We start from the raw sequence: 18518 nt of genomic DNA on the forward strand, positions 1-18518 counted from the left end.
TCGCTGTTGTCGGTGGCTCGTAGCATCGGACGCGGCCTCCTCGCCACCCGCCCGGTAAGCCTAACGAGCCGAAAGGTCAGATGCGGTTGCCGCTTTCAGCGTTGAAGACGGAGCCACGAGCAGGATCGAAGCCGATCAGGACTTTCTGGCCGGGTTCGAGGTGCACTTCCGCGGCGGCGCGGAAGGTCAGCGACTGCCCGCCGAGCTTGGTCCACGCCACCGTATCGGCGCCCATCGGCTCGACGATCTCGATCTCGCTCTCGATCTGGAACGGCATCTTGCGAGCGTCCTCGCCGACGGCGACATGCTCGGGGCGAATGCCGAGCACGACGTTGCCGTTCGCGGTACCGTTGAACTGGTAGTTGGCCAGTGAGATCGGAGTGCCCGATGCGTCGAGCGTGCCTGAGCTCAGGTCGCCCTTGATGAAGTTCATCGAAGGGGAGCCAATGAAGCCGGCGACGAACAGGTTGGTGGGCTTGTTGTAGATGGTGTGCGGATCGGCGAGCTGCTGGATCACGCCGTTCTTCATGATCGCGATGCGGTCCGCCAGGGTCATCGCCTCGATCTGGTCGTGGGTGACGTAGATCATGGTGTTCTTGAGCCGCTGGTGCAGCCGCTTGATCTCGACGCGCAGGTCGTTGCGGAGCTTGGCATCGAGGTTCGAAAGCGGCTCGTCGAACAGGAACACGTCCACGTCACGGACCAGCGCGCGACCGATGGCGACGCGCTGGCGCTGACCACCCGAGAGTTCAACCGGCTTGCGCTGCAGCAGGGCTTCCAGCTGCAGGATCCCGGCAGCCCGCTTCACCCGCGACTCGATCTCGGGCTTCGGCATGCCCGCGACCCGGAGGCCGAAGCTCATGTTCTTCTCTACCGTCATCTGCGGATAGAGCGCGTAGGACTGGAACACCATGCCGATGCCGCGGTCCTTTGGCTCGTCCCAGGTGACGTTCTTGCCGGAGATGAAGATCTGGCCGGCCGAGATGTCGAGCAGCCCGGCGATGCAGTTGAGCAGGGTCGACTTGCCGCAACCCGAGGGCCCGAGCAGCACGATGAACTCGCCCTGGCCGACCTCGAGGCTCAAATTGTCCAGCACCGTGACGGTACCGTAATTGAGCGACAGGTCCTTGATTTCTACACTGGTAACCATGGTCAGCCTTTCACGGCGCCGGCAGCGATACCGCGGACGAACCACTTGCCGGAAACGAAGTAAACGAACAGCGGGATCGCGCCGGTAAGCACGGTGGCCGCCATGTTGGTGCTGTATTCGACCGTACCGGTCGAGGTACGCACGATGTTGTTGAGCTGGACCGTCATCGGCATGTTCTCGCGGCCGGCGAAAACCAGGCCGAAGAGGAAGTCGTTCCAGATGCCGGTGACCTGCAGGATCACCGCGACGATGGCGATCGGCACCGACATGGGCAGCATCACCGAGAAGAAGATGCGCCAGAACCCTGCCCCATCGACGCGCGCCGCCTTGAACAGCTCGATCGGCAACGACTGGAAGAAGTTGCGGAACAGAAGCGTCAGGATCGGCATGCCGAAGATGGTGTGGACGATGACGATGCCCGGCAGCGTGCCGAACAGGCCGACACGGCTGAGGCCGAAAATGATCGGGTAGACCAGCACCTGGAACGGCACGAAGGCGCCGAACACCAGGATCGCGAACATCAGCTCCGAGCCGCGGAAGCGCCAGAAGCTCAGCGCGTAGCCGTTGATCATGGCGATGACGATCGAGATCGGCACGGACAGCAGCGTGATCTTGGCTGAGTTGAGAAAGCCGGGGGCAAGGCCGTTACATGTGACGCCGGTACACGCCGAACTCCAGGCCTTGACCCAGTAGTCGAAGGTCGGCTGGGTCGGCAGCGCGAAGATATTGCCGCCACGGATTTCGCCCATCGACTTCATCGACGTCATCAGCATGACGATGAGCGGAATGAGGAAGAACAGTGCCGCGATCAGCAGGAAGGCATAGATGCCGATCCGGCCTGCAGTGACTTGCCTGGGCTTCGGGCCCGACGGCTCGACGCCGGCCTGCAAAGCTACCGAACTCATGTGGTCCTCCCCCGGCGCGAGGCACGCCAACGGAAGTACGCTTGGATGATGACCAGCGCCGCGATCGGCAGGAGCATGCAGGTGGCCGCAGCCGCGCCTTGCGCGACGTTCCGCGAGTTGATGTTGTCGATGACGTAGGTCGCCGGCATCTGCGTCGAGATACCGGGGCCACCGCCGGTCATTGCGATGACGATGTCGAAGGTGCGGACGACGTTGACGACCAGCAGGACGACGGCGGTAGCAATCGCGCCACGCATCATCGGAACGACGATGCTGAAATAGGTGCGCCAGGCCGGGATGCCGTCGATGCGCGCCGCCTTCCAGATTTCCTCGTCCACGCCACGGAGGCCGGCGAGAAGGATGGCCATCGTGACGCCGACGCCGTTCCAGACGCTGGCGACGATCATGCCGATCAGTGCCGTGCTGCCGCTGGCGAGCGGCGCGAAGGTAAAGTCAGCGAAGCCGAGGCTGCGCACGAACGCCTGGAAGCCCCAATGGGGATCCAGCATCAACTGCCAGACGAGACCCGTGATCACCGCCGACAGCGCGAAGGGATAGAGGAAAATCGTGCGGAACGCGTCCTCGCCACGGATACGCTGATCCATAGCCACTGCCAGGGCGAAACCGAGGCCCAGGCACAACGCGATATGTCCGAAGCCATAGAACCAGATGTTGGTGACAGACTGCAGCCAGCGCGGCGTCGACCACAAGACATCGTACTGGCGCCAGCCGACGAAATCGATGTTGATCAGGAAGAATTTCGTGTTGGTGAAGGACAACACCACCGTGAAGGTGATGCCGATGACGAAGACGCCAATCGCCACGATCATCATCGGCAGCGTTCCGATAATGGCCGAAAGCTTGCCGACTAGACGTCGGCGACCGGCTCTCGCTTTGAGCTGACGCTGGGTAAGCGCCTGCTCAGTCGCAACAGTCGTGGTCACGCGCTATTCCCCGCATGCAAGACAAAAAAGAACGGCGGCCCGGAGTATACCGGGCCGCCGCAACAAATCACTCGGCGTTCTTGAGCAGTTCGACGAAGGTCGCCTGAGCCGCTTCCGGAGTGGTGTTGGCGTTGTAGATCAGGTCCGAGAAGATGGCGTTCTGGGCCGTTGCGAAGGCCTCGTTGCGCCACACGTTCTGATCCGGAACAACCGCACCCGGCTTCTTCAGCACGTCGATCGCCAGCTTCATGCAGTCATTGGCAAGCGACAGATCGACGTCGTCACGGATCGGGGCGGAACCCTTGGCCGTGTTGAACAGCGCCTGCACCTGCGGATTGACCATCAGCGAGGCCAGCGACAGCTGGGCGCGCTCGACTTCAGGATCGTTCTGCTTGAAGAACACGAAGATGTCGCCGCCGATGCGGACATGCGTGGGCTCCGGCACGAGCGGCCCGAGCAGACAGGCGTACTCGGTACCCGGCTTCTGACCGGCAACCTGGAATTCGCCCTGGGCCCAGTCGCCCATGACCTGCAGAGCCGCTTCACCGGAGATCACCAGCGAGGTGGTGTCGGACCAGCTGCGGTTCGGCGAGCCGGCATCGGCGTAGCTGCCGAGGGCCTTGAGATCGGTGAAGGCCTTGAGCACTTCCGGACCACCGGCGAGAGCGAGATCCTTGTCCTTCCAGATCTTCTCGACATTTGCGGCGCCGAGCTGAGCAAGGATGAGACCGTTGGCAAGGTTGGAAATCTGCCAGCCGCCACCGTCACCACCGACGGCGAACGGAATGACGCCGGCTTCCTTCAGCTTGGGCAGGTCGGCAATATACTCGTCCCAGGTCTTGGGAACTTCGAGCCCGGCCTTCGTAAAGGCCGAAACCGAAGCCCAGGCCCAGTTGTTCATGTGGATGTTGACGGGCACGCAGTACCACTTGCCGTCAACCTTGCACGGAGCAACGGTCTCGGCGGGACGGATGAAATTGTCCCAGCCTTCTTTTTCGGCGAGGGGCGTCAGGTCGAGCAACAGGCCGGCGGCGATCAGTTCTTCGTACTGACGGCCAGGGTTGAACTGCGCGGCATCCGGCGGATCACCACCGAGGGCGCGCTGCATGATGGCGGCACGAGCGGTCTCACCCAGAGCAATCGCGTTATCGACCCACTTGTCGCCGGTCTTGTCGAACTCGTTCGCAAAAACCGACACGGCAGCCTGCTCGCCGCCCGACGTCCACCAATGGATGACTTCGACGTCAGCCGCGCGTACGGCCGTGCTACCAAGCATGGCGGCGGCCACCATGGCCACCACCGGGAAAAACGACTTCATAATGTATCCTCCCAACGTTCCCGAGGAGCGATGCGCCCCCAGCGAATTCTGCGCCGGCCTCTCTGGCTCCCACTAACGAGGGATAGCCTTAGGAGGCGACAGCGTGTAATCGATTACACCAAGCGTTACGAAACTTCAATGCAATCGATTGCAGGAGTTTCAGACATTCCTTGAGCGGCTGTCAAGGCCGAACTAATTTGGGGTGTCGGCAGCGAAGAGGGAGCGCTGCATGGCCATGAACACGTCCAGGAAAACGCCTACGATTCAGGATGTTGCGCGGCAGGCCGGGGTCTCCGCCGCAACTGTCAGCCGGGTGCTGAGCGCACCGGAACGCGTAACGGAAGCGACACGCGAGCGTGTGCACGCCGCAGTACGCGATAGCGGCTACACGATGAACCAGGCGGCCCGTTCGTTGCGGCTCAAGGCCGCCCGCACGATTCTGATGGCGGCGCCGAATATCGGCAACCCGTACTACTCGACCGTGCTCGACGCCGTGCTGAGCGAAGCGTCCTCGCGCGGCTACAGCGTGCTCGTCGCCAGCCGCATCGGCGATGATCCGAACCGCTGGCTGCAGGACTACCTGCTGTCCACCCGTGCTGACGGGCTGCTGCTGTTCGACGGCTCGCTCGATACGAACTCGCTGCACCACATCGGCGCGGACGGGATCAGCCTGCCGCTCGTCGCCGCCTATGACGAGATTCCCGATCCCAAGGTGAACTCGGTGATCACCGACAACCGCCTCGCCGCCAAGCGGGCGGTGCAGCATCTGGCCGCACTTGGGCACACAAGGATCGCTCATGTCATCGGCCCATCGCGCAACAAATCCACCAACGAGCGCTTCGTCGGCTACCAGGAGGCGATGCAGGCACTAGGGCTGCAGGTTCGCCCGGAATGGCTCTACCAGGGCGCCTACAACACCGAGTCCGGCGCTGCGGCGGCCGAGCAGTTCCTCGTCGCACCGGAGCGTCCGACCGCCGTGTTCTGCGGCAATGACGAGATGGCGACCGGGCTGATCCACCGCATGCACGTCGCAGGCGTCGAGTGCCCGCGCGACATCTCGGTGGTGGGGTTCGACGATGTATCCTTCGCGCCCTACTATAACCCGCCGCTGACGACCATGCGCCAGCCCCGGGAGGAAATCGGCCGGATGGCGACGCGCTTGCTGATCGACATCATCGAAGGCGTTTCAAACGGCGAGCCGGTGCATGTGGTTCTGACCTCCGATCTGATCGTGCGCGAGAGCACGCGGACGATCGGCTAAACGGCGGCGTCACGCAGTCGCAGTCAACTGTTTGCACCCTACGCAACTGCTGGCGTCGATGCGCGTTGGTGCGTCCGGAGAGTGCGGCATGACGGTCAGGATATTAGTGACGCATGACGGGGCGGGATGGCGCATAGCCAGCCCCGAGCGGGATATCGATCCCAAGGGTGGGCCACGGCCCTATAGCCAGCGTGACGAGGCGATTTCGGATGCCCTGTTCGCTGCAAGGATGCTCCGAGCCTTGGGCGAGACGGCATCGGTCTATGTCGAGAACAGTGACGGGCTGAGACTTGTCGCTGACGAAGACGTGCAGGTCTGGCGCAAGCACTGACCGCCCTCGCATGGTCAGTTCATACAAACGACTTCGCCAGCTTCGTGCCGTAACCCGAATGGTGATGGATGCACTCGTACCTCTGCGCTGGTGGAAGCAACTCGCTGGCGCAGTCTCTTGCCGGCAAGCTTTGGCGCCGATATGAGTTGACCCACTCGACCATATTGGTGTCGAGCCCGAGGCTTTCGTTAATTTGTGATCTATGAGTATTTGCTCTGCAACTGCAGAACGCCGCACCACGGCGTCCTGATACAGCCTGATGCCGACATAGACGGCGCATTCATGATTTCGGTCATCTCGACGAAGACCGCTGGCTTTTGGCGGCGCCTCGGGCGGGCTTTCCGTCACGTTTTCCTCGCCGAACCGTTGATCTGTGCCGACGTCGTCCTGGAACGGGCGGAATCGGAGCGGCTGACCGCTTTCTTGAAGGCGCCGTTTGAGACTGCGCATCAGGAAAAGACCCCGCATCCCTGACGGTCTGCTGTCATGCGGCTGGATGGGTTGCGCCGTTCCAGTGTTTCGGCTGCTAATGCCGTGACTGTAGCGGGGGCAGACATGCGCATCCATCACCTCAACTGTGGCACGCACCGGCCGATCGGCGGTGCGTTCTTCGACGGCAAGAGCAAGGGGCTGCTCGGCGACCTCTGTACGCACTGCATGCTGATCGAGTCGGCTGATGGACTGGTTCTCGTCGACACCGGATACGGCCTTCAGGACGCGCGGCACGCCTCTCCTCGTCGGCTGGCCTATACTTGGCCGCTGGTGCTCAACACGCTGCTGCGCGAAGAAGATACGGCGCTGCGTCAGGTCGAGGGGCTCGGATATTCTGCCAGGGACGTGCGGCACATCGTGCTGACCCATCTTGATTTCGATCATGCCGGCGGGCTCGAGGACTTTCCGGAAGCCCGCGTCCACGTGATGGAAGCCGAGCGTGATGCGAGCGAGCACAAGCGGCGGAGTTTTGTCGCGAAGCAACGCTATCGCCCGCTGATGTACGACGAAGTTCGCGACTGGCGGACCTATGCCGGCGGCGGCGAGGACTGGTTTGGTTTCCAGTCCGTGCGGGAGCTGGACGGCCTGCCGCCAGAGATTCTGATGATCCCGTTGGCGGGACACACGAGCGGGCATGCTGGCGTCGCGATCAACACGCCGGACGGGTGGCTGCTGAATGCCGGCGACGCGTACTTGAACCATGGCCAGCTTGCGCCGCACCCGCACATGCCACTCGGGCTCCGCATCTACGAGCGCATCATGGCGACCGAACTCGACAACGCCCGCAGCAACCTCGAGCGCCTGCGCCAGCTGAAGAACGAGCATTCGGGGGACGTGGATATCTTCTGTAGCCACGACAATGACGACCTCGCGAGACTGCGCAGCGCGAGTTTGGACTGACAACGCGCGCAGGTTGCGCTACATCGCGCGCATGGCCTCGTAGCTCAGGGGATAGAGCAGCAGCCTTCTAAGCTGTTGGTCGCAGGTTCGAATCCTGCCGAGGTCACCACGCTCCGGGCCCCATACTGGAGGCCCCTGCCCTGTTTCCCTATCTCACACGAATCTTCTGGCTGCTGGTGCAGCCGCTTTCGGTCAGTGTCGTGCTTCTGGTGCTTAGCCTGGCGTTTGGCTGGGTAAGGCGGCGATGGATACCGAGAATGTTGGCCGGGCTTTCGCTGCTGGTCCTGTTCGTCTGCGGTTTCACCACGTTCGGCTATGCGCTGATCGCCCCGCTCGAGGACCGGTTCGCACGACCGGTCGAGCCGGCGCAGGTCGATGGCCTCGTCGTGCTCGGCGGCGCGATGGATGGCGAGGTGACTTCCACCCGCGGCAGGTGGGAGCTGAACCGCTCCGGCGACCGGTATGTCGAGGCGCTGCGACTGGCGCTGAAATATCCGACGGCCAAAGTGGTCGTTGCGGCCGGTCCGGCAGCGCTCGCTCCGCACCAGGAGCCCGAGGCACTTGCGGTCGAGCGGTTCCTCGCGGACTTCGGTGTCACCGGGGAGCGTGTGATCCTCGACCAGAAGTCGCGCAATACCGAGGAGAATGCCGTCTTCGCCAAGGAACTCGCCGGTGCCGGCCAGGGGCAGACGTGGCTGCTCGTTACGTCGGCCTTCCACATGCCCCGGTCGGTCGGGCTGTTCCGGAGGGCGGAGTTTGCCGTCGTGCCGTGGCCGACCGACTACATGACAAGCGGCAGCGAAGGGCTGAACGTCAAGTTCGACCAACCCACCGAGAACCTCTGGCTGTCGACCATGGCGCTGCGCGAATGGACGGGGCTCTTAGGCTACTACCTCGTCGGCAAGATCGATGAGATCCTGCCCGGTCCCCTAGATGTCGAAGAACGACAGCTGCGGCGCGGGAGCGGATGCCGGTGGTGGCGCGACCACCTTGGGAGCGACCTTCGGCGTCGGAGCCGGTTTTGCAGCCACATCCTTGGGCTTTGCAGTGGGCTGGGAAGCGGGCTCGGCGGTCGCCATGATCTCCGGTTTTGACTTTGCCTTGCCGGACTTGCTCGAGCGCTTCTCGATCCACGCGGCACCGGCCTTCAGCGGCGCGCGCTGGAACGTGTAGACGTTCTCCCGGCCCTGCTTCACCTCCTTCACCAGCCCGGCTTCCTTGAGCACGCGCAGGTGCCGCGAGATGGCGGGGCGGCTGATGTCGAAGGCCGCGGCGAGCTCGTGCACCGGCCGCGATTTCTCGTGCAGCAGGTCCAGCACCTTGAGCCGGGTGGGATCGGCTAAGGCCGAGTAGAGCTCGGGGAGATTCATTTCGCGTTCCGAAACAAGGCAGTGCGCGGAAGATCGTAACAGCAGCGTTACCTGTCAACGGGAATGGCTTGACTGTGACAGTCCGATGACGGGATTGTCACAGCTTATTTGTGGATTTTGCCGGAAGCCGACCCCCCGTGACGACTGAGACGACCATTTCGCGAACCTGGTGGACCCGGGGCCGCCCCTTTACCCTGCCAGAGCTTGTCGCCGACGGCATCGTCCATGGCGTGGGGATCGTCGTGGCGGTGGCGCTTGGTGCCGTCCTTCTGGCCTTCGCCGGCTACGAGACGGCGCCGAAAGAATTGCCGGCGCTGGTGCTCTATGTGGGTAGCCTGCTGCTGGTGTTGAGCGTTTCGCTGGCCTTCAACCTGTGCCCGATCACGGCGCCGGCGAAGCGCACGCTGGCACGGCTCGACCAGGCGGCGATTTTTCTGTTCATCGCCGGGACCTACACGCCGTTCCTCGTGCTGCTCGGGGCGACGCCGTCGAGCATCCTGCTCGGCATCCTGATCTGGGGCACGGCGCTGACGGGAATGGCGCTCAAGCTCTTCGTGCCGCACCGGTTCGGGCGCGGCGCGATCGTGCTCTATCTCGGCATTGGCTGGAGCGGCGTGTTCGTGCTGCAGGCGCTGGCATCGCACCTGCCGGGCGTGGCGCTGTGGCTGCTGGTCGCCGGCGGCCTCTGCTACAGCATCGGCCTCATCTTCCACCTGTGGGAACGGCTGACCTTCCACAATGCTGTGTGGCACAGCTTCGTCGTCGCGGGCGCCAGCCTGCACCTCATCGCGGTGCTCGACTGCATGGTGATCAGCCGGCTGTAGCGCCGACCTTGATGCGATCGTGGACAACTCTGTCGCCGGGCTTCAAGCCCAGCTCGGCGGCCCGCCCGCCGGGGATTTCCAGTACGAACATAACCGGTCCATCCGAAGGGATCGACGTCGTGTCATGCGGCACGGCGTTGGCGTGGATGTTGGCGATCAGCCCCTCCTGGGTGATGAAGATCATATCGAGGTAGATCAGCGTGTTCTGCATCCAGAAGCTGACCTCGCGGCTCTCCTTGAAATCGAACAGCATGCCGGAGTCCGGACCCAGATCGGTGCGGAACATGAGGCCCTTGGCGCGGGTCTCGTTGGTGTCGACAACCTCGACGGAGAAGGTGTGATCGCCGTTGGCCGACTGGATCACCAGCCGGCTGTCATCCGCACACGCGGCAAGGGGCATGAGCGCGAGCAGCAGGAGCGCGCCCTGGAGGGCTTTGAGGAGGGATTGCATGGGGTGCCGGTGGGCTGGTGAGTTCGGCGCCACTCTATCCGGACGGTTGCGGCGGAAAAGGGGAAACATGCAACGCCGACGCGGACTTGTTCGCCAACTCCCTATCGTCTAAATCCATGCGCCACACCGGACCCCTGCCATGCTGTTCAACAAAGCCGAGGACTTCCTGACCGCGCCGCATCACGCCGTGACGGTGTTCGGCATGGCCGGCGTCGGCAAGACGTGGCTCTCAGCGCTACTCCGCAAGCACCAGTGGTTCCACTATTCGGCCGACTACCGTATCGGCACGCGCTACATGGGCGAGTACATCGTCGACAACTTCAAGGCCGAGGCCATGAAGGTGCCGTTCCTGCGCGAACTGCTGCGGACCGACTCGATCAAAATCGACAGCAACATCACCTTCGCCAATCTCGACCCGCTCTCGACCTATCTCGGGCGGCCGGGGAGCACGGCCAAGGGCGGACTGCCGCTGGCGGAGTACCAGCGCCGGCAGGAGCAGCATCGCATTGCCGAGATCGAAGCGCTCAAGGACGTGCCTTACTTCATCGAGCGCGCCGAGAAGATCTACGGCTACAGCAACTTCGTCGCCGATACGGGCGGTTCGCTGATCGAGGTGATCAACCCGGATAATGCCGAGGACCCGGTGATTAAGGCGCTCGCCGACAGCACGCTGCTGCTCTACATCCGCGGCACCGAGGCGGATACGGAAAAGCTAGTGGCGCGCTTCAAGCACAGCCCCAAGCCGATGTATTACCAACCGGACTTTCTTCTGAGGAAGTGGACGGAGTTCAAGGCGCTGAACAAGATCAAGGACGACGCCGATGTCGATCCGGACGCGTTCGGGGCCTGGGGTTTCGAGGCGTTGCTGACCGACCGGCTGCCACGCTACCAGAAGCTCGCCGACAATTTCGGCTACACGGTCGAAGCCAGCGACCTCGCGACGGTGCGGGATGGCGACGAGTTCCTCGATCTTGTCGCGGGGGCGATCGGTAAGCGAATGCGATAGCGCCTTTGCCGGCGCCGCTTCAATCCACCGATCGCATTCCCATTTAGAGGCACATCATGCCCATTCGTATTCCTGACCACCTGCCCGCCAGAAAGACCCTCGAACAGGAGGGCGTTATGGTGATGGATTCGTCGCGTGCCGCCCGCCAGGATATTCGTCCGCTGCAGATCGGCCTGCTCAACCTGATGCCAAACAAGGAGCGCACCGAGACCCAGTTCGCGCGCCTGATCGGTTCGACGCCGCTGCAGATCGACATGACGCTGGTGCGCATCACCGACCACCAGAGCAAGCACACGTCCGAGGACTACCTCAAGACGTTCTACTCGACCTGGGAAGAGGTGCGGGAGCGCAAGTTCGACGGCCTGATCGTCACCGGCGCGCCCATCGCCAACATCCCGTTCGAGGAGGTCAAGTACTGGTCCGAGATGCTTGAGATCATGAACTGGACCGAAACCAACGTGCACCGGACGATGTTCATCTGCTGGGGCGCGCAGGCGGCGCTACATCACTTCCACGGGGCGAAGCGCTATCGTATGCCGCAAAAGGCGTTCGGCGTTTTTCGGCACAAACTGGTTGGCGGGCCAAACCCATGGCTGCGCGGCTTCTCCGACAGCCCGATGATCCCGGTGTCCCGCTACAACGACATCGACCGCGACAGTCTCGGGGACGATCTCGAGATCCTCATCGACAACGAAGAGATCGGGCTCTGCATGCTGCGGGACAAGGCTCGGCCGGCGCTCTACATGCTGAACCACCTCGAGTACGACAACCGTTCGCTGGCGGACGAGTACGACCGGGATGTGAAGGCTGGGCTCAACCCGGAGATGCCGACGAACCTCTTCCCCGGCGGCGACCCGACGGTAGAGCCGGAGAACCGCTGGCGCAGCCACGCGCATCTGCTGTTCCAGAACTGGATCAACGAGATCTATCAGACCACGCCGTATGATCCGGCGCAGATCGGGCTGGTGAAGCAGTCGCCTTGACGAAGCTGGGGAGCCTCAGTTGGGGCTCCCCTCCGCGACCTTTTTCAGACCGTCCAGCATCATCGTCCAGTTCTTCTCGAATTCGGCCTTCGTCTTGGCATCGACGGCTTTGTCCTCCCCCTCGTTGAACTGGCTTAGGATCACCTTCGTGTCCTTGCCGAAGGGCCTCAGCTCGTATTTCACGACGTGATAGCTCGCTGGGCGTTTGCCCGTGCCGTCCTTGTCGCTCCAGTGGGTGAAGCTGAGTTCGTGTGCTTCGGAGAGGCTCTGGATTTCACCGCGGTCGGTGAAGGACCGGCCCTGCCATTCGCCCTTGAAGGTGATGGGATGGCCGATCTTCCAGTCTGTCTCGATCTCCGTGCCGGGGAACATCGCCCCGCGCTGCATGGCCTGCCAGACCTTGGCGGCGGGTGCGGCGATGGTGGTGTCGACTTCTACGACGGGTTTTTGCATTTGAATCTCCTGTGCTGGAGGCTCAACGCCCGGACGGAGGAGAGGTTCGCGTCTGTCTTGCATTCGGGCGCGAACAACCTACGTTCCGGACGACGTTGAGGAGCGCCCGTGCCGCAGTCGCCGACGACCATCACCGACGAGATCGGCATAGCGCTGGGGAACCTCGCCGATGCGGCCAAGGCGCCGTTTACGCCGACGCTGCGGCTCGGTGTGACCGGGCTAAGCCGTTCCGGCAAAACGGTTTTCATCACTTCACTGATCCACAATCTGCTTACCGGCGGACGGCTACCGGGCTTTGCGGCGCTGACCGAGGGGCGCTTTATTGGCGCACGGCTGGCCGAACATCCGGATGCGGGCGTGCCACGGTTTGCGTATGAGCAGCATCTGGCGGCGCTAACCGGGAAGGATCCGCACTGGCCGGAATCTACGAGGCGGATCAGCCAGTTGCGGCTGATGCTGAAATTCCAGTCGACCCGGTGGGCAGCCGGCATGTTCGGGCCGACGGTGCTGAACCTCGATATCGTCGATTATCCGGGCGAATGGCTGCTCGATCTCCCGCTGCTCTCGCTGGGCTATGGGGAATGGAGCGCGCAGGCACTTAGGCGAGCAGAGCTGCCCCATTCGAAGGCCGAAGCTGAACGGTTCATTAACGAAATCCAACAGACGGACGGCGCGAAAGAGGCTACCGACGTGGATGCGGAACGGCTGGCCGCCGCCTTCACCGATTACCTGAGGCGCAGCCGCGAGGATGGGCGAGCGCTGAGTTCGCTCCCGCCGGGGCGGTTCCTGCTGCCGGGCGATCTCGAAGGGAGCCCTGCCCTCACCTTCGCGCCGCTGCCAGCTCAGCCCGGCGTCGTTCGTTCGTCGAGCCTCTACGCGATGATGGAGCGCCGATACGAGGCCTATAAGGCGATCGTGGTGCGGCCGTTCTTCCGCGATCACTTCGCGCGGCTCGACCGGCAGGTCGTGCTTGTCGATACGCTGCGCGCCCTCAATGCCGGTCCCGCGGCGGTGGCCGATCTCGAGGCCGCGCTCACCGATATACTAGCCTGCTTCCGGCAGGGGGATAACAATGTGCTGACGCGGCTGGTGGCGCGGCGCATCGACCGGATTCTGTTTGCGGCGACCAAGGCGGACCACATCCACTCGTCGAGCCATGACAGGCTCGAGGCGGTGATGAACCGTCTTGTCGCCGACGCTTCGCGCAAAGCGCGGTTCGCGGGTGCGGAGACGAAGTCGATGGCGATTGCCGCGGTGCGCTCGACGCGCGAGAGCGTGATCGAGGACCGTGGCCAGCGGCACGAGGTGATCGTCGGCACTCCTGAGAAGGGTGAGGTGCTGGACGGGGTGACCTATGACGGCAACACCGAGATCGCGCTGTTCCCCGGCGACCTGCCCGAGCATCCGGAGACGCTGTTCGAGGATGGGCGACCGGTGGCGCTGAAGTTCCTGCGCTTCGAGCCGCCACAGAAGCTCGACAAGAATGCCGAGGGCAACATCGTGCTGCCGCATATACGCTTCGACCGGGCGCTCGACTACCTGATCGGAGACTGGCTGAAATGAAGCCACCCTTTGCACGCACCGTCGGCACCGGTTCCGATGCGGCCGAGGAGCAGCGTCGGCCGCGCGTGTTCCAACCCACGCAGGTGGTGGCGCTGCCCGACATGATTGAGCCGATCACCGAGGCTGACGTTCCGCTGGACGAGGCAGTGACCAAGCCGCGGCTGATGGGCTGGTTCGGGCGGATCGCCTGGACCGCCGGCGGCATCCTCGTGTCGCTGGCGCTGGGGCTGGCGGCGGAGAGGCTGATCTCGGACCTGTTCGCGACGCAGCCCTGGCTGGGCTGGGTCGGCGTGGCGGTGCTGGCCGCCTTCGTCGTGGCGATCGCGGCGCTGCTGGTGCGGGAGGTCGTGTCGCTGATGCGGCTGCGGGCCCTCGACAAGCTGCGGCACCAGGCGCTGTCCGCGCTGGCGACCGACCGCAACAGGGACGGCGCCGAGGTGACGCGCGAACTGCTCGATATCTACGCCCGGCGTGCCGACCTGGCGCGCGGCCGGGACGAGCTCGAAGCCAGCGCGCGGCACATCTTCGATGGCGCCGAGCATGTGCGGCTGGGCGAGCGGTTGCTGATGGCACCGCTCGACGCGCGCGCTCGCGCGCTGACCGCGGCCTCGGCGCGGCGCGTGGCGCTGGTGACGACGGTCAGCCCACGTGCGCTCATCGACATTGCCTTCGTGATCTACGAAAGCGTGCGGCTTGGTGGTGACATCGCCCGCCTTTATGGTGCGCGTCCTGGCCTGCTCGGCACCTGGCGGCTGCTCGGCGCTATCCTCGCGCATCTGGCCGTAACGGGCGGACTGGTGCTGACCGATGGGGTGGTGGAGCAACTCGTCGGCCAGGGACTGGCGGCGAAGCTGTCGGCGCGGCTCGGCGAGGGCGTGGTCAATGGGCTGATGACGGTGCGAGTGGGCATCGCAGCGATGCGGGTGGTTCGCCCCCTGCCCTTCGAGGTGGTGAAGCAGCCGGTGGTGAAGGACTTCATCCCGGAACTAGCCAATGTGCTGAACAGCCAGAAGACGGACCGTTAGCGGACCAGTGAACGCTGCGTTCGCTGGTAACACCGGTGTGCCGTCTTGCGCGGCCGACCGCTTGGGCACATATCCACCCTCAGTCACATTTCGATACCAAGGGGGCTTCTGTGTACCGCGTCGCCGTTCTGGTCGGGTCCACCCGGCAGACATCATCAAATCTGAAGCTCGCCCGGGCGCTGGAGAAGCTGGCCGCCGGCAAGCTCGCGTTCAACTACATCCGGATCGACAACCTGCCGTTCTATGACGAAGCACTGTGGGACGATCCGCCGGCCGAGGTGATCCGGCTGAAGCGTGAGATCGCCGAAGCGGATGCGGTGCTGTTCGTGACGCCCGAGTACAACCGCTCGATCCCCGGCATTCTCAAGAATGCCATCGACTGGCCGTCCCGGCCGTATGGCGACAGCGTGTGGAGCGGCAAGCCGGCCGCCATTGCCGGTGCGACCGGCGGCGTCAGCGGCACGGCGGCGGCGCAGGCGCATCTACGCTCGATCCTGCCGATGACCGGAATCGCGCTGATGGGCACGCCGGAAGTCTACTTCCAGTCGCGGCCCGGCTCGATCGAGGACGACTACACCATCGCCGACGAGCGGATGCGGACCAATCTCTCGATCTGGGTGGACCGCTTCAGCGACTGGATCGGCCGGTTCGCCGAACCGCGCGAAGCGACGGAAGAGCTGCGCAAGACTGCCTGAACGGAACCCGGCCCGCCCCCCAAAAAAAGGCGGGCCGGATCGCATTTTTGCGGTCAGGTTGCCGCCGGCTGACGACCGAAGCCGTTGCCGAGGAAGGCCACGGCGCCCGCGGCCACAATCGCTCCCATGATGGCGATGGTGACGAAGTCGGTCCAGTTCGGCTTGAACACCATGTCGATGATGACGACCAGCATCACGGTGTAGTCGAAGCGCACGACCTGCATGAGCTTCTTGCCGGCGGCCTGCGCCTCATCGACACGGCCTTCGGCCATGGCGGCGCCGATACGACGCCCCGTCGGCTCGATGATCAGGAGGCCGGTGAAGAAGGTCGAGGCGAAACCGGCGAGGCCGAGGATCACCCACAAATCGCCCCACATACCGCCGAAGGTCGCGGTGATGGCGCCGAAGATGACAGTGAGAAACGAGGTCGGTACGAACCAGGCCTTGCCGAGCAGGTTCATGACGTCCAGCACCTTGAAGGCCGCCGGTTCGCCCTCGACCTTCAGGGCGATCATATGGGCCGCCAGAAGCGTCAGCCCGCCGCCGACCCAGGCGATGGCGGTAATGACGTGCAGAAATTTGAAGATTGTATAGAGATCCATTGCCCTCTCCCGACCGCGCCCCCGCGTTCGGGCGGGTTAGGCCCGGCGCGATGAATGCGGGATGAATGGCGGGGCCGGCGTCGAACGGATATCGCTGGTGGGGCAACAGCTTGCGGGCCTAGTCTGGTGCTCCCGCCGAATCCGAGTCCCGACATGAACCTGAAACTGGCAGCGCTCTGCGCGGCGATCCTCTGGGGCTTCACCTACATCATCACCACGACGCTGCTGCCGCACAATCCGGTGTTCATCGGAGCGGTGCGCGCGCTGGGTGGTGGACTGCTGCTGCTGGTCGTAGCGCGGCAGGGCGTGCCGCGCGACTACTGGCCAAAGTTGATCGCGCTCGGGACGCTGAACTTCGGTGCATTCTTCGCGCTGCTGTTCGTATCGGCGATCCGGCTGCCGGGCGGCGTGGCAGGTACGTTCCAGACGCTCGGGCCACTGATGTCCATCCTCCTCACCTGGGCGCTGCTGCGGCAGCCGCCGACGCTGATCAAGATCGCCTCGATCATTGTGGGCGGGATCGGAGTGACGCTGGTGATCCTGCGCGCTGACGCCGGTATCGACATGTGGGGCGTGGGGGCGGCGCTGTTGAGCGTCGTCGCCGGCTCGCTTGGCGGGGTGCTGATCAATCGCTGGGGCCGGCCGCCGGAGATGGGGCTCACCACCTTTACGTCGTGGCAGCTGATCATCGGCGGCGTCGAGCTGGCGGTGCTGGCACTGATCCTTGGCGACCTGCCAGCGTCCATCGACCTGACCAATGTGCTGGGGCTTACGATCCTTGCGGTCGCACTCACCGCCCTGCCCTTCATCCTGTGGTTCCGCGCCATCGTGGCGCTGGGCGCCGCGTCGGTGATCCCGTTCGTGCTGGTGACGCCGATCGTCGCGTTCATCCTCGATGCGGTGATTCGCCACGTGGTGCCGAGCCCGCTGCAGCTCTTGGGCGTGGTGCTGGTGATGGCGGGGCTGGTGATCAACCAGTGGGCGGGGGCGAGGGTGGCGAAGGCCGCTTGACCCGCGGCCCCCTCCCCGCCCCGCGGGGGAGGATAGAGAAAGAAGCGGCTACCAAGCCAGGCGCTTCGCTTCTTCTTCGCGTTCGGCGAAGCGCTCGCGGGCTTCGACGACGCGTTCGCGGTTGGCGTGGGCCCATTCGCCGATGACGCGCAGCGGCTCCTGCAGTTCGCGGCCCATGTCGGTGAGTTCGTAGTCGACGCGCGGCGGGATCGAGGGCGTGACCTTGCGGGAGACGAAACCGTCCTTCTCGAGATCGCGGAGGGTGGCCGTCAGCATCTTCTGCGAGATACCGTCGATCTGGCGCTTGAGCTCGGAGAAACGCTTCGATCCGCCGCTGAGGATGCGGACGACGAGGATGGTCCACTTGCCGCTGACCTGTGCCAGGACCTCATGCACCGGCAGCATGGCGCGCGCGCATTCCTCGTGCGAGACGGGGTGACCGTCGATGGGCAGTTCGAGGGGATGGGCCGGTTCCGTGTGGGTGACCAGGTCGTCCATGGGTGACTCCGTATCGGGGTAGTGCCGTCTTGCGACGGTCGGGTGGTAGGAACATACCTATCCTCAGTTACCAACGGTGACTAGCTCTCTGTTGGTGGCTGCCCCTCAATCTTTCGTCATGAGCAGCAGACAAATGACCAAGCCAAAGATCGGCATCATCCTTTCCTCAACGCGCGAAACGCGGTTTGCCGACCGCCCGGCCAAGTGGGTGCAGGACATCGCGAACGTCCGCGGTGACGCGGATTACGAGATCGTCGACCTGCGCGAGTACCCCTTGCCGTTCTTCGACGCGGTGGGCTCGCCGCGCTTCGTGCCGCTGACCGATGAAGCGCAGCTGCGTTTCGCCCGCAAGATCGGGGAGTTCGACGGCTACATCTTCGTTACGGCCGAGTACAACCACACTGTACCCGGCGTGCTGAGTAACGCTCTCACCTATATCTTCAACGAGACGGACCGGAAGCCGGCGGCCTTCGTCGGGTATGGCGCAGTGGGCGGCTCGCGCGCGGTCGAGCACCTGCGGGCGCTGGTGGTCGAACTCTCGATGGTGCCGACGCGGTTCGCCGTCCACATCAACATGGAGCCACTGCTCGGCATGCTGCGCGGCGGCAAGGACTTTGCCGACTACGACTACCTCGCGCCCACCGTGACGACGATGCTGGACGAGCTGGCCTGGTACACGCGGACGCTCAAGGCCGGTCGCGAGCGCGAACTTGCGAAGGCCGCCTGACACGAGGCG

21 protein-coding genes, 1 tRNA gene and 1 pseudogene are annotated in these 18518 nt (G+C 64.0%); 14 read left to right on the top strand and 9 right to left on the bottom strand.

The window, feature by feature from the left end:
• Nucleotides 1-76 precede the first annotated feature (76 nt).
• The 4 genes from ACOYW5_RS05095 to ACOYW5_RS05110 all read right to left on the bottom strand — a co-directional run bounded on the left by ACOYW5_RS05095 (nucleotide 77) and on the right by ACOYW5_RS05110 (nucleotide 4317).
• Nucleotides 77-1150 carry an ABC transporter ATP-binding protein gene (locus ACOYW5_RS05095; RefSeq protein WP_423068173.1) on the bottom strand — a complete coding sequence of 358 codons (1074 nt, stop codon included), beginning with the start codon at nucleotides 1148-1150 and terminating at the stop codon, nucleotides 77-79.
• A 2-nt stretch (nucleotides 1151-1152) separates the two neighbouring features.
• Entirely contained in the window at nucleotides 1153-2055 is a 903-nt protein-coding gene (locus ACOYW5_RS05100) for a carbohydrate ABC transporter permease (RefSeq protein WP_423068174.1), read from the bottom strand.
• On the bottom strand, nucleotides 2052-2999 hold the full coding sequence (locus ACOYW5_RS05105) for a carbohydrate ABC transporter permease (protein ID WP_423068175.1): 948 nt from the start codon (nucleotides 2997-2999) through the stop codon (nucleotides 2052-2054). Before ACOYW5_RS05105 ends, ACOYW5_RS05100 begins: the two co-directional genes overlap by 4 nt.
• Nucleotides 3000-3066: 67 nt before the next feature.
• Nucleotides 3067-4317 (bottom strand): ABC transporter substrate-binding protein, encoded by a 1251-nt coding sequence (locus ACOYW5_RS05110; RefSeq protein WP_423068176.1) that lies wholly within the window; start codon nucleotides 4315-4317, stop codon nucleotides 3067-3069.
• Between the two features lie 229 nt (nucleotides 4318-4546).
• Between ACOYW5_RS05110 and ACOYW5_RS05115 the strand changes: the two genes are divergently transcribed.
• The 6 genes from ACOYW5_RS05115 (at nucleotide 4547) to ACOYW5_RS05140 (ending at nucleotide 8395) form a co-directional block, all read left to right on the top strand.
• On the top strand, nucleotides 4547-5578 hold the full coding sequence (locus ACOYW5_RS05115; RefSeq protein WP_423068177.1) for a LacI family DNA-binding transcriptional regulator: 1032 nt from the start codon (nucleotides 4547-4549) through the stop codon (nucleotides 5576-5578).
• An 88-nt stretch (nucleotides 5579-5666) separates the two neighbouring features.
• Nucleotides 5667-5909, top strand: a complete 243-nt coding sequence (locus tag ACOYW5_RS05120; RefSeq protein ID WP_423068178.1) for a hypothetical protein — start codon at nucleotides 5667-5669, stop codon at nucleotides 5907-5909.
• Nucleotides 5910-6191: 282 nt separating this feature from the next.
• Nucleotides 6192-6383 (top strand): hypothetical protein, encoded by a 192-nt coding sequence (locus ACOYW5_RS05125; protein WP_423068179.1) that lies wholly within the window; start codon nucleotides 6192-6194, stop codon nucleotides 6381-6383.
• 81 nt (nucleotides 6384-6464) lie between these two features.
• Entirely contained in the window at nucleotides 6465-7301 is an 837-nt protein-coding gene (locus ACOYW5_RS05130) for an MBL fold metallo-hydrolase (RefSeq protein WP_423068180.1), read from the top strand.
• Nucleotides 7302-7334: 33 nt separating this feature from the next.
• Nucleotides 7335-7410 (top strand) — tRNA-Arg (locus ACOYW5_RS05135).
• 148 nt (nucleotides 7411-7558) lie between these two features.
• Nucleotides 7559-8395, top strand: coding sequence for a YdcF family protein (locus ACOYW5_RS05140; protein WP_423068181.1), 837 nt, complete (start codon nucleotides 7559-7561; stop codon nucleotides 8393-8395).
• A 66-nt stretch (nucleotides 8396-8461) separates the two neighbouring features.
• Here ACOYW5_RS05140 and ACOYW5_RS05145 read toward each other — a convergent pair.
• A pseudogene (locus ACOYW5_RS05145) lies at nucleotides 8462-8671 on the bottom strand (ArsR/SmtB family transcription factor); the annotation flags it as partial.
• Between the two features lie 137 nt (nucleotides 8672-8808).
• Between ACOYW5_RS05145 and trhA the strand changes: the two are divergent.
• Nucleotides 8809-9495, top strand: coding sequence for a PAQR family membrane homeostasis protein TrhA (trhA, locus tag ACOYW5_RS05150; protein WP_423068182.1), 687 nt, complete (start codon nucleotides 8809-8811; stop codon nucleotides 9493-9495).
• Here the strand turns inward: trhA and ACOYW5_RS05155 are convergent.
• Nucleotides 9482-9946 carry a DUF192 domain-containing protein gene (locus tag ACOYW5_RS05155; protein WP_423068183.1) on the bottom strand — a complete coding sequence of 155 codons (465 nt, stop codon included), beginning with the start codon at nucleotides 9944-9946 and terminating at the stop codon, nucleotides 9482-9484. The two genes, trhA and ACOYW5_RS05155, sit on opposite strands and share 14 nt — an antisense overlap.
• 139 nt (nucleotides 9947-10085) lie before the next feature.
• On the opposite strand from ACOYW5_RS05155, the gene ACOYW5_RS05160 reads away from it, so the two are divergent.
• Both ACOYW5_RS05160 and ACOYW5_RS05165 read left to right on the top strand, forming a co-directional pair.
• Nucleotides 10086-10952, top strand: a complete 867-nt coding sequence (locus ACOYW5_RS05160) for an ATPase (RefSeq protein ID WP_423068184.1) — start codon at nucleotides 10086-10088, stop codon at nucleotides 10950-10952.
• A 56-nt stretch (nucleotides 10953-11008) separates the two neighbouring features.
• Nucleotides 11009-11935, top strand: coding sequence for a homoserine O-succinyltransferase (locus ACOYW5_RS05165; RefSeq protein WP_423068185.1), 927 nt, complete (start codon nucleotides 11009-11011; stop codon nucleotides 11933-11935).
• A 15-nt stretch (nucleotides 11936-11950) separates the two neighbouring features.
• Here ACOYW5_RS05165 and ACOYW5_RS05170 read toward each other — a convergent pair whose 3' ends face one another.
• Entirely contained in the window at nucleotides 11951-12388 is a 438-nt protein-coding gene (locus ACOYW5_RS05170) for an SRPBCC family protein (protein ID WP_423068186.1), read from the bottom strand.
• 108 nt (nucleotides 12389-12496) lie between these two features.
• On the opposite strand from ACOYW5_RS05170, the gene ACOYW5_RS05175 reads away from it, so the two are divergent.
• From ACOYW5_RS05175 to ACOYW5_RS05185, 3 genes are all read left to right on the top strand, one after another.
• Complete coding sequence (locus tag ACOYW5_RS05175; protein WP_423068187.1) at nucleotides 12497-13951, top strand: YcjX family protein; 1455 nt, start codon at nucleotides 12497-12499, stop codon at nucleotides 13949-13951.
• A complete protein-coding gene (locus ACOYW5_RS05180; RefSeq protein WP_423068188.1) occupies nucleotides 13948-14976 on the top strand; it encodes a YcjF family protein in 1029 nt (342 codons plus the stop codon). The genes ACOYW5_RS05175 and ACOYW5_RS05180 overlap by 4 nt, the downstream gene beginning before the upstream one ends.
• A 110-nt stretch (nucleotides 14977-15086) precedes the next feature.
• A complete protein-coding gene (locus ACOYW5_RS05185) occupies nucleotides 15087-15671 on the top strand; it encodes an NADPH-dependent FMN reductase (RefSeq protein ID WP_423068189.1) in 585 nt (194 codons plus the stop codon).
• A gap of 53 nt (nucleotides 15672-15724) precedes the next feature.
• Here ACOYW5_RS05185 and ACOYW5_RS05190 read toward each other — a convergent pair whose 3' ends face one another.
• Nucleotides 15725-16273 (bottom strand): hypothetical protein, encoded by a 549-nt coding sequence (locus ACOYW5_RS05190; RefSeq protein WP_423068190.1) that lies wholly within the window; start codon nucleotides 16271-16273, stop codon nucleotides 15725-15727.
• A gap of 153 nt (nucleotides 16274-16426) precedes the next feature.
• On the opposite strand from ACOYW5_RS05190, the gene ACOYW5_RS05195 reads away from it, so the two are divergent.
• Nucleotides 16427-17284, top strand: coding sequence for an EamA family transporter (locus ACOYW5_RS05195; protein WP_423068191.1), 858 nt, complete (start codon nucleotides 16427-16429; stop codon nucleotides 17282-17284).
• A gap of 48 nt (nucleotides 17285-17332) precedes the next feature.
• Here the strand turns inward: ACOYW5_RS05195 and ACOYW5_RS05200 are convergent, their stop codons facing one another.
• Nucleotides 17333-17782, bottom strand: a complete 450-nt coding sequence (locus ACOYW5_RS05200) for a winged helix-turn-helix transcriptional regulator (RefSeq protein WP_423068192.1) — start codon at nucleotides 17780-17782, stop codon at nucleotides 17333-17335.
• A gap of 133 nt (nucleotides 17783-17915) precedes the next feature.
• Between ACOYW5_RS05200 and ACOYW5_RS05205 the strand changes: the two genes are divergently transcribed.
• On the top strand, nucleotides 17916-18509 hold the full coding sequence (locus ACOYW5_RS05205) for an NADPH-dependent FMN reductase (protein ID WP_423068193.1): 594 nt from the start codon (nucleotides 17916-17918) through the stop codon (nucleotides 18507-18509).
• Nucleotides 18510-18518: the final 9 nt, after the last annotated feature.

The organism is Devosia sp. CN2-171 (genome assembly GCF_049354815.1).
In the GTDB taxonomy this organism is placed as follows: domain Bacteria; phylum Pseudomonadota; class Alphaproteobacteria; order Rhizobiales; family Devosiaceae; genus Devosia_A.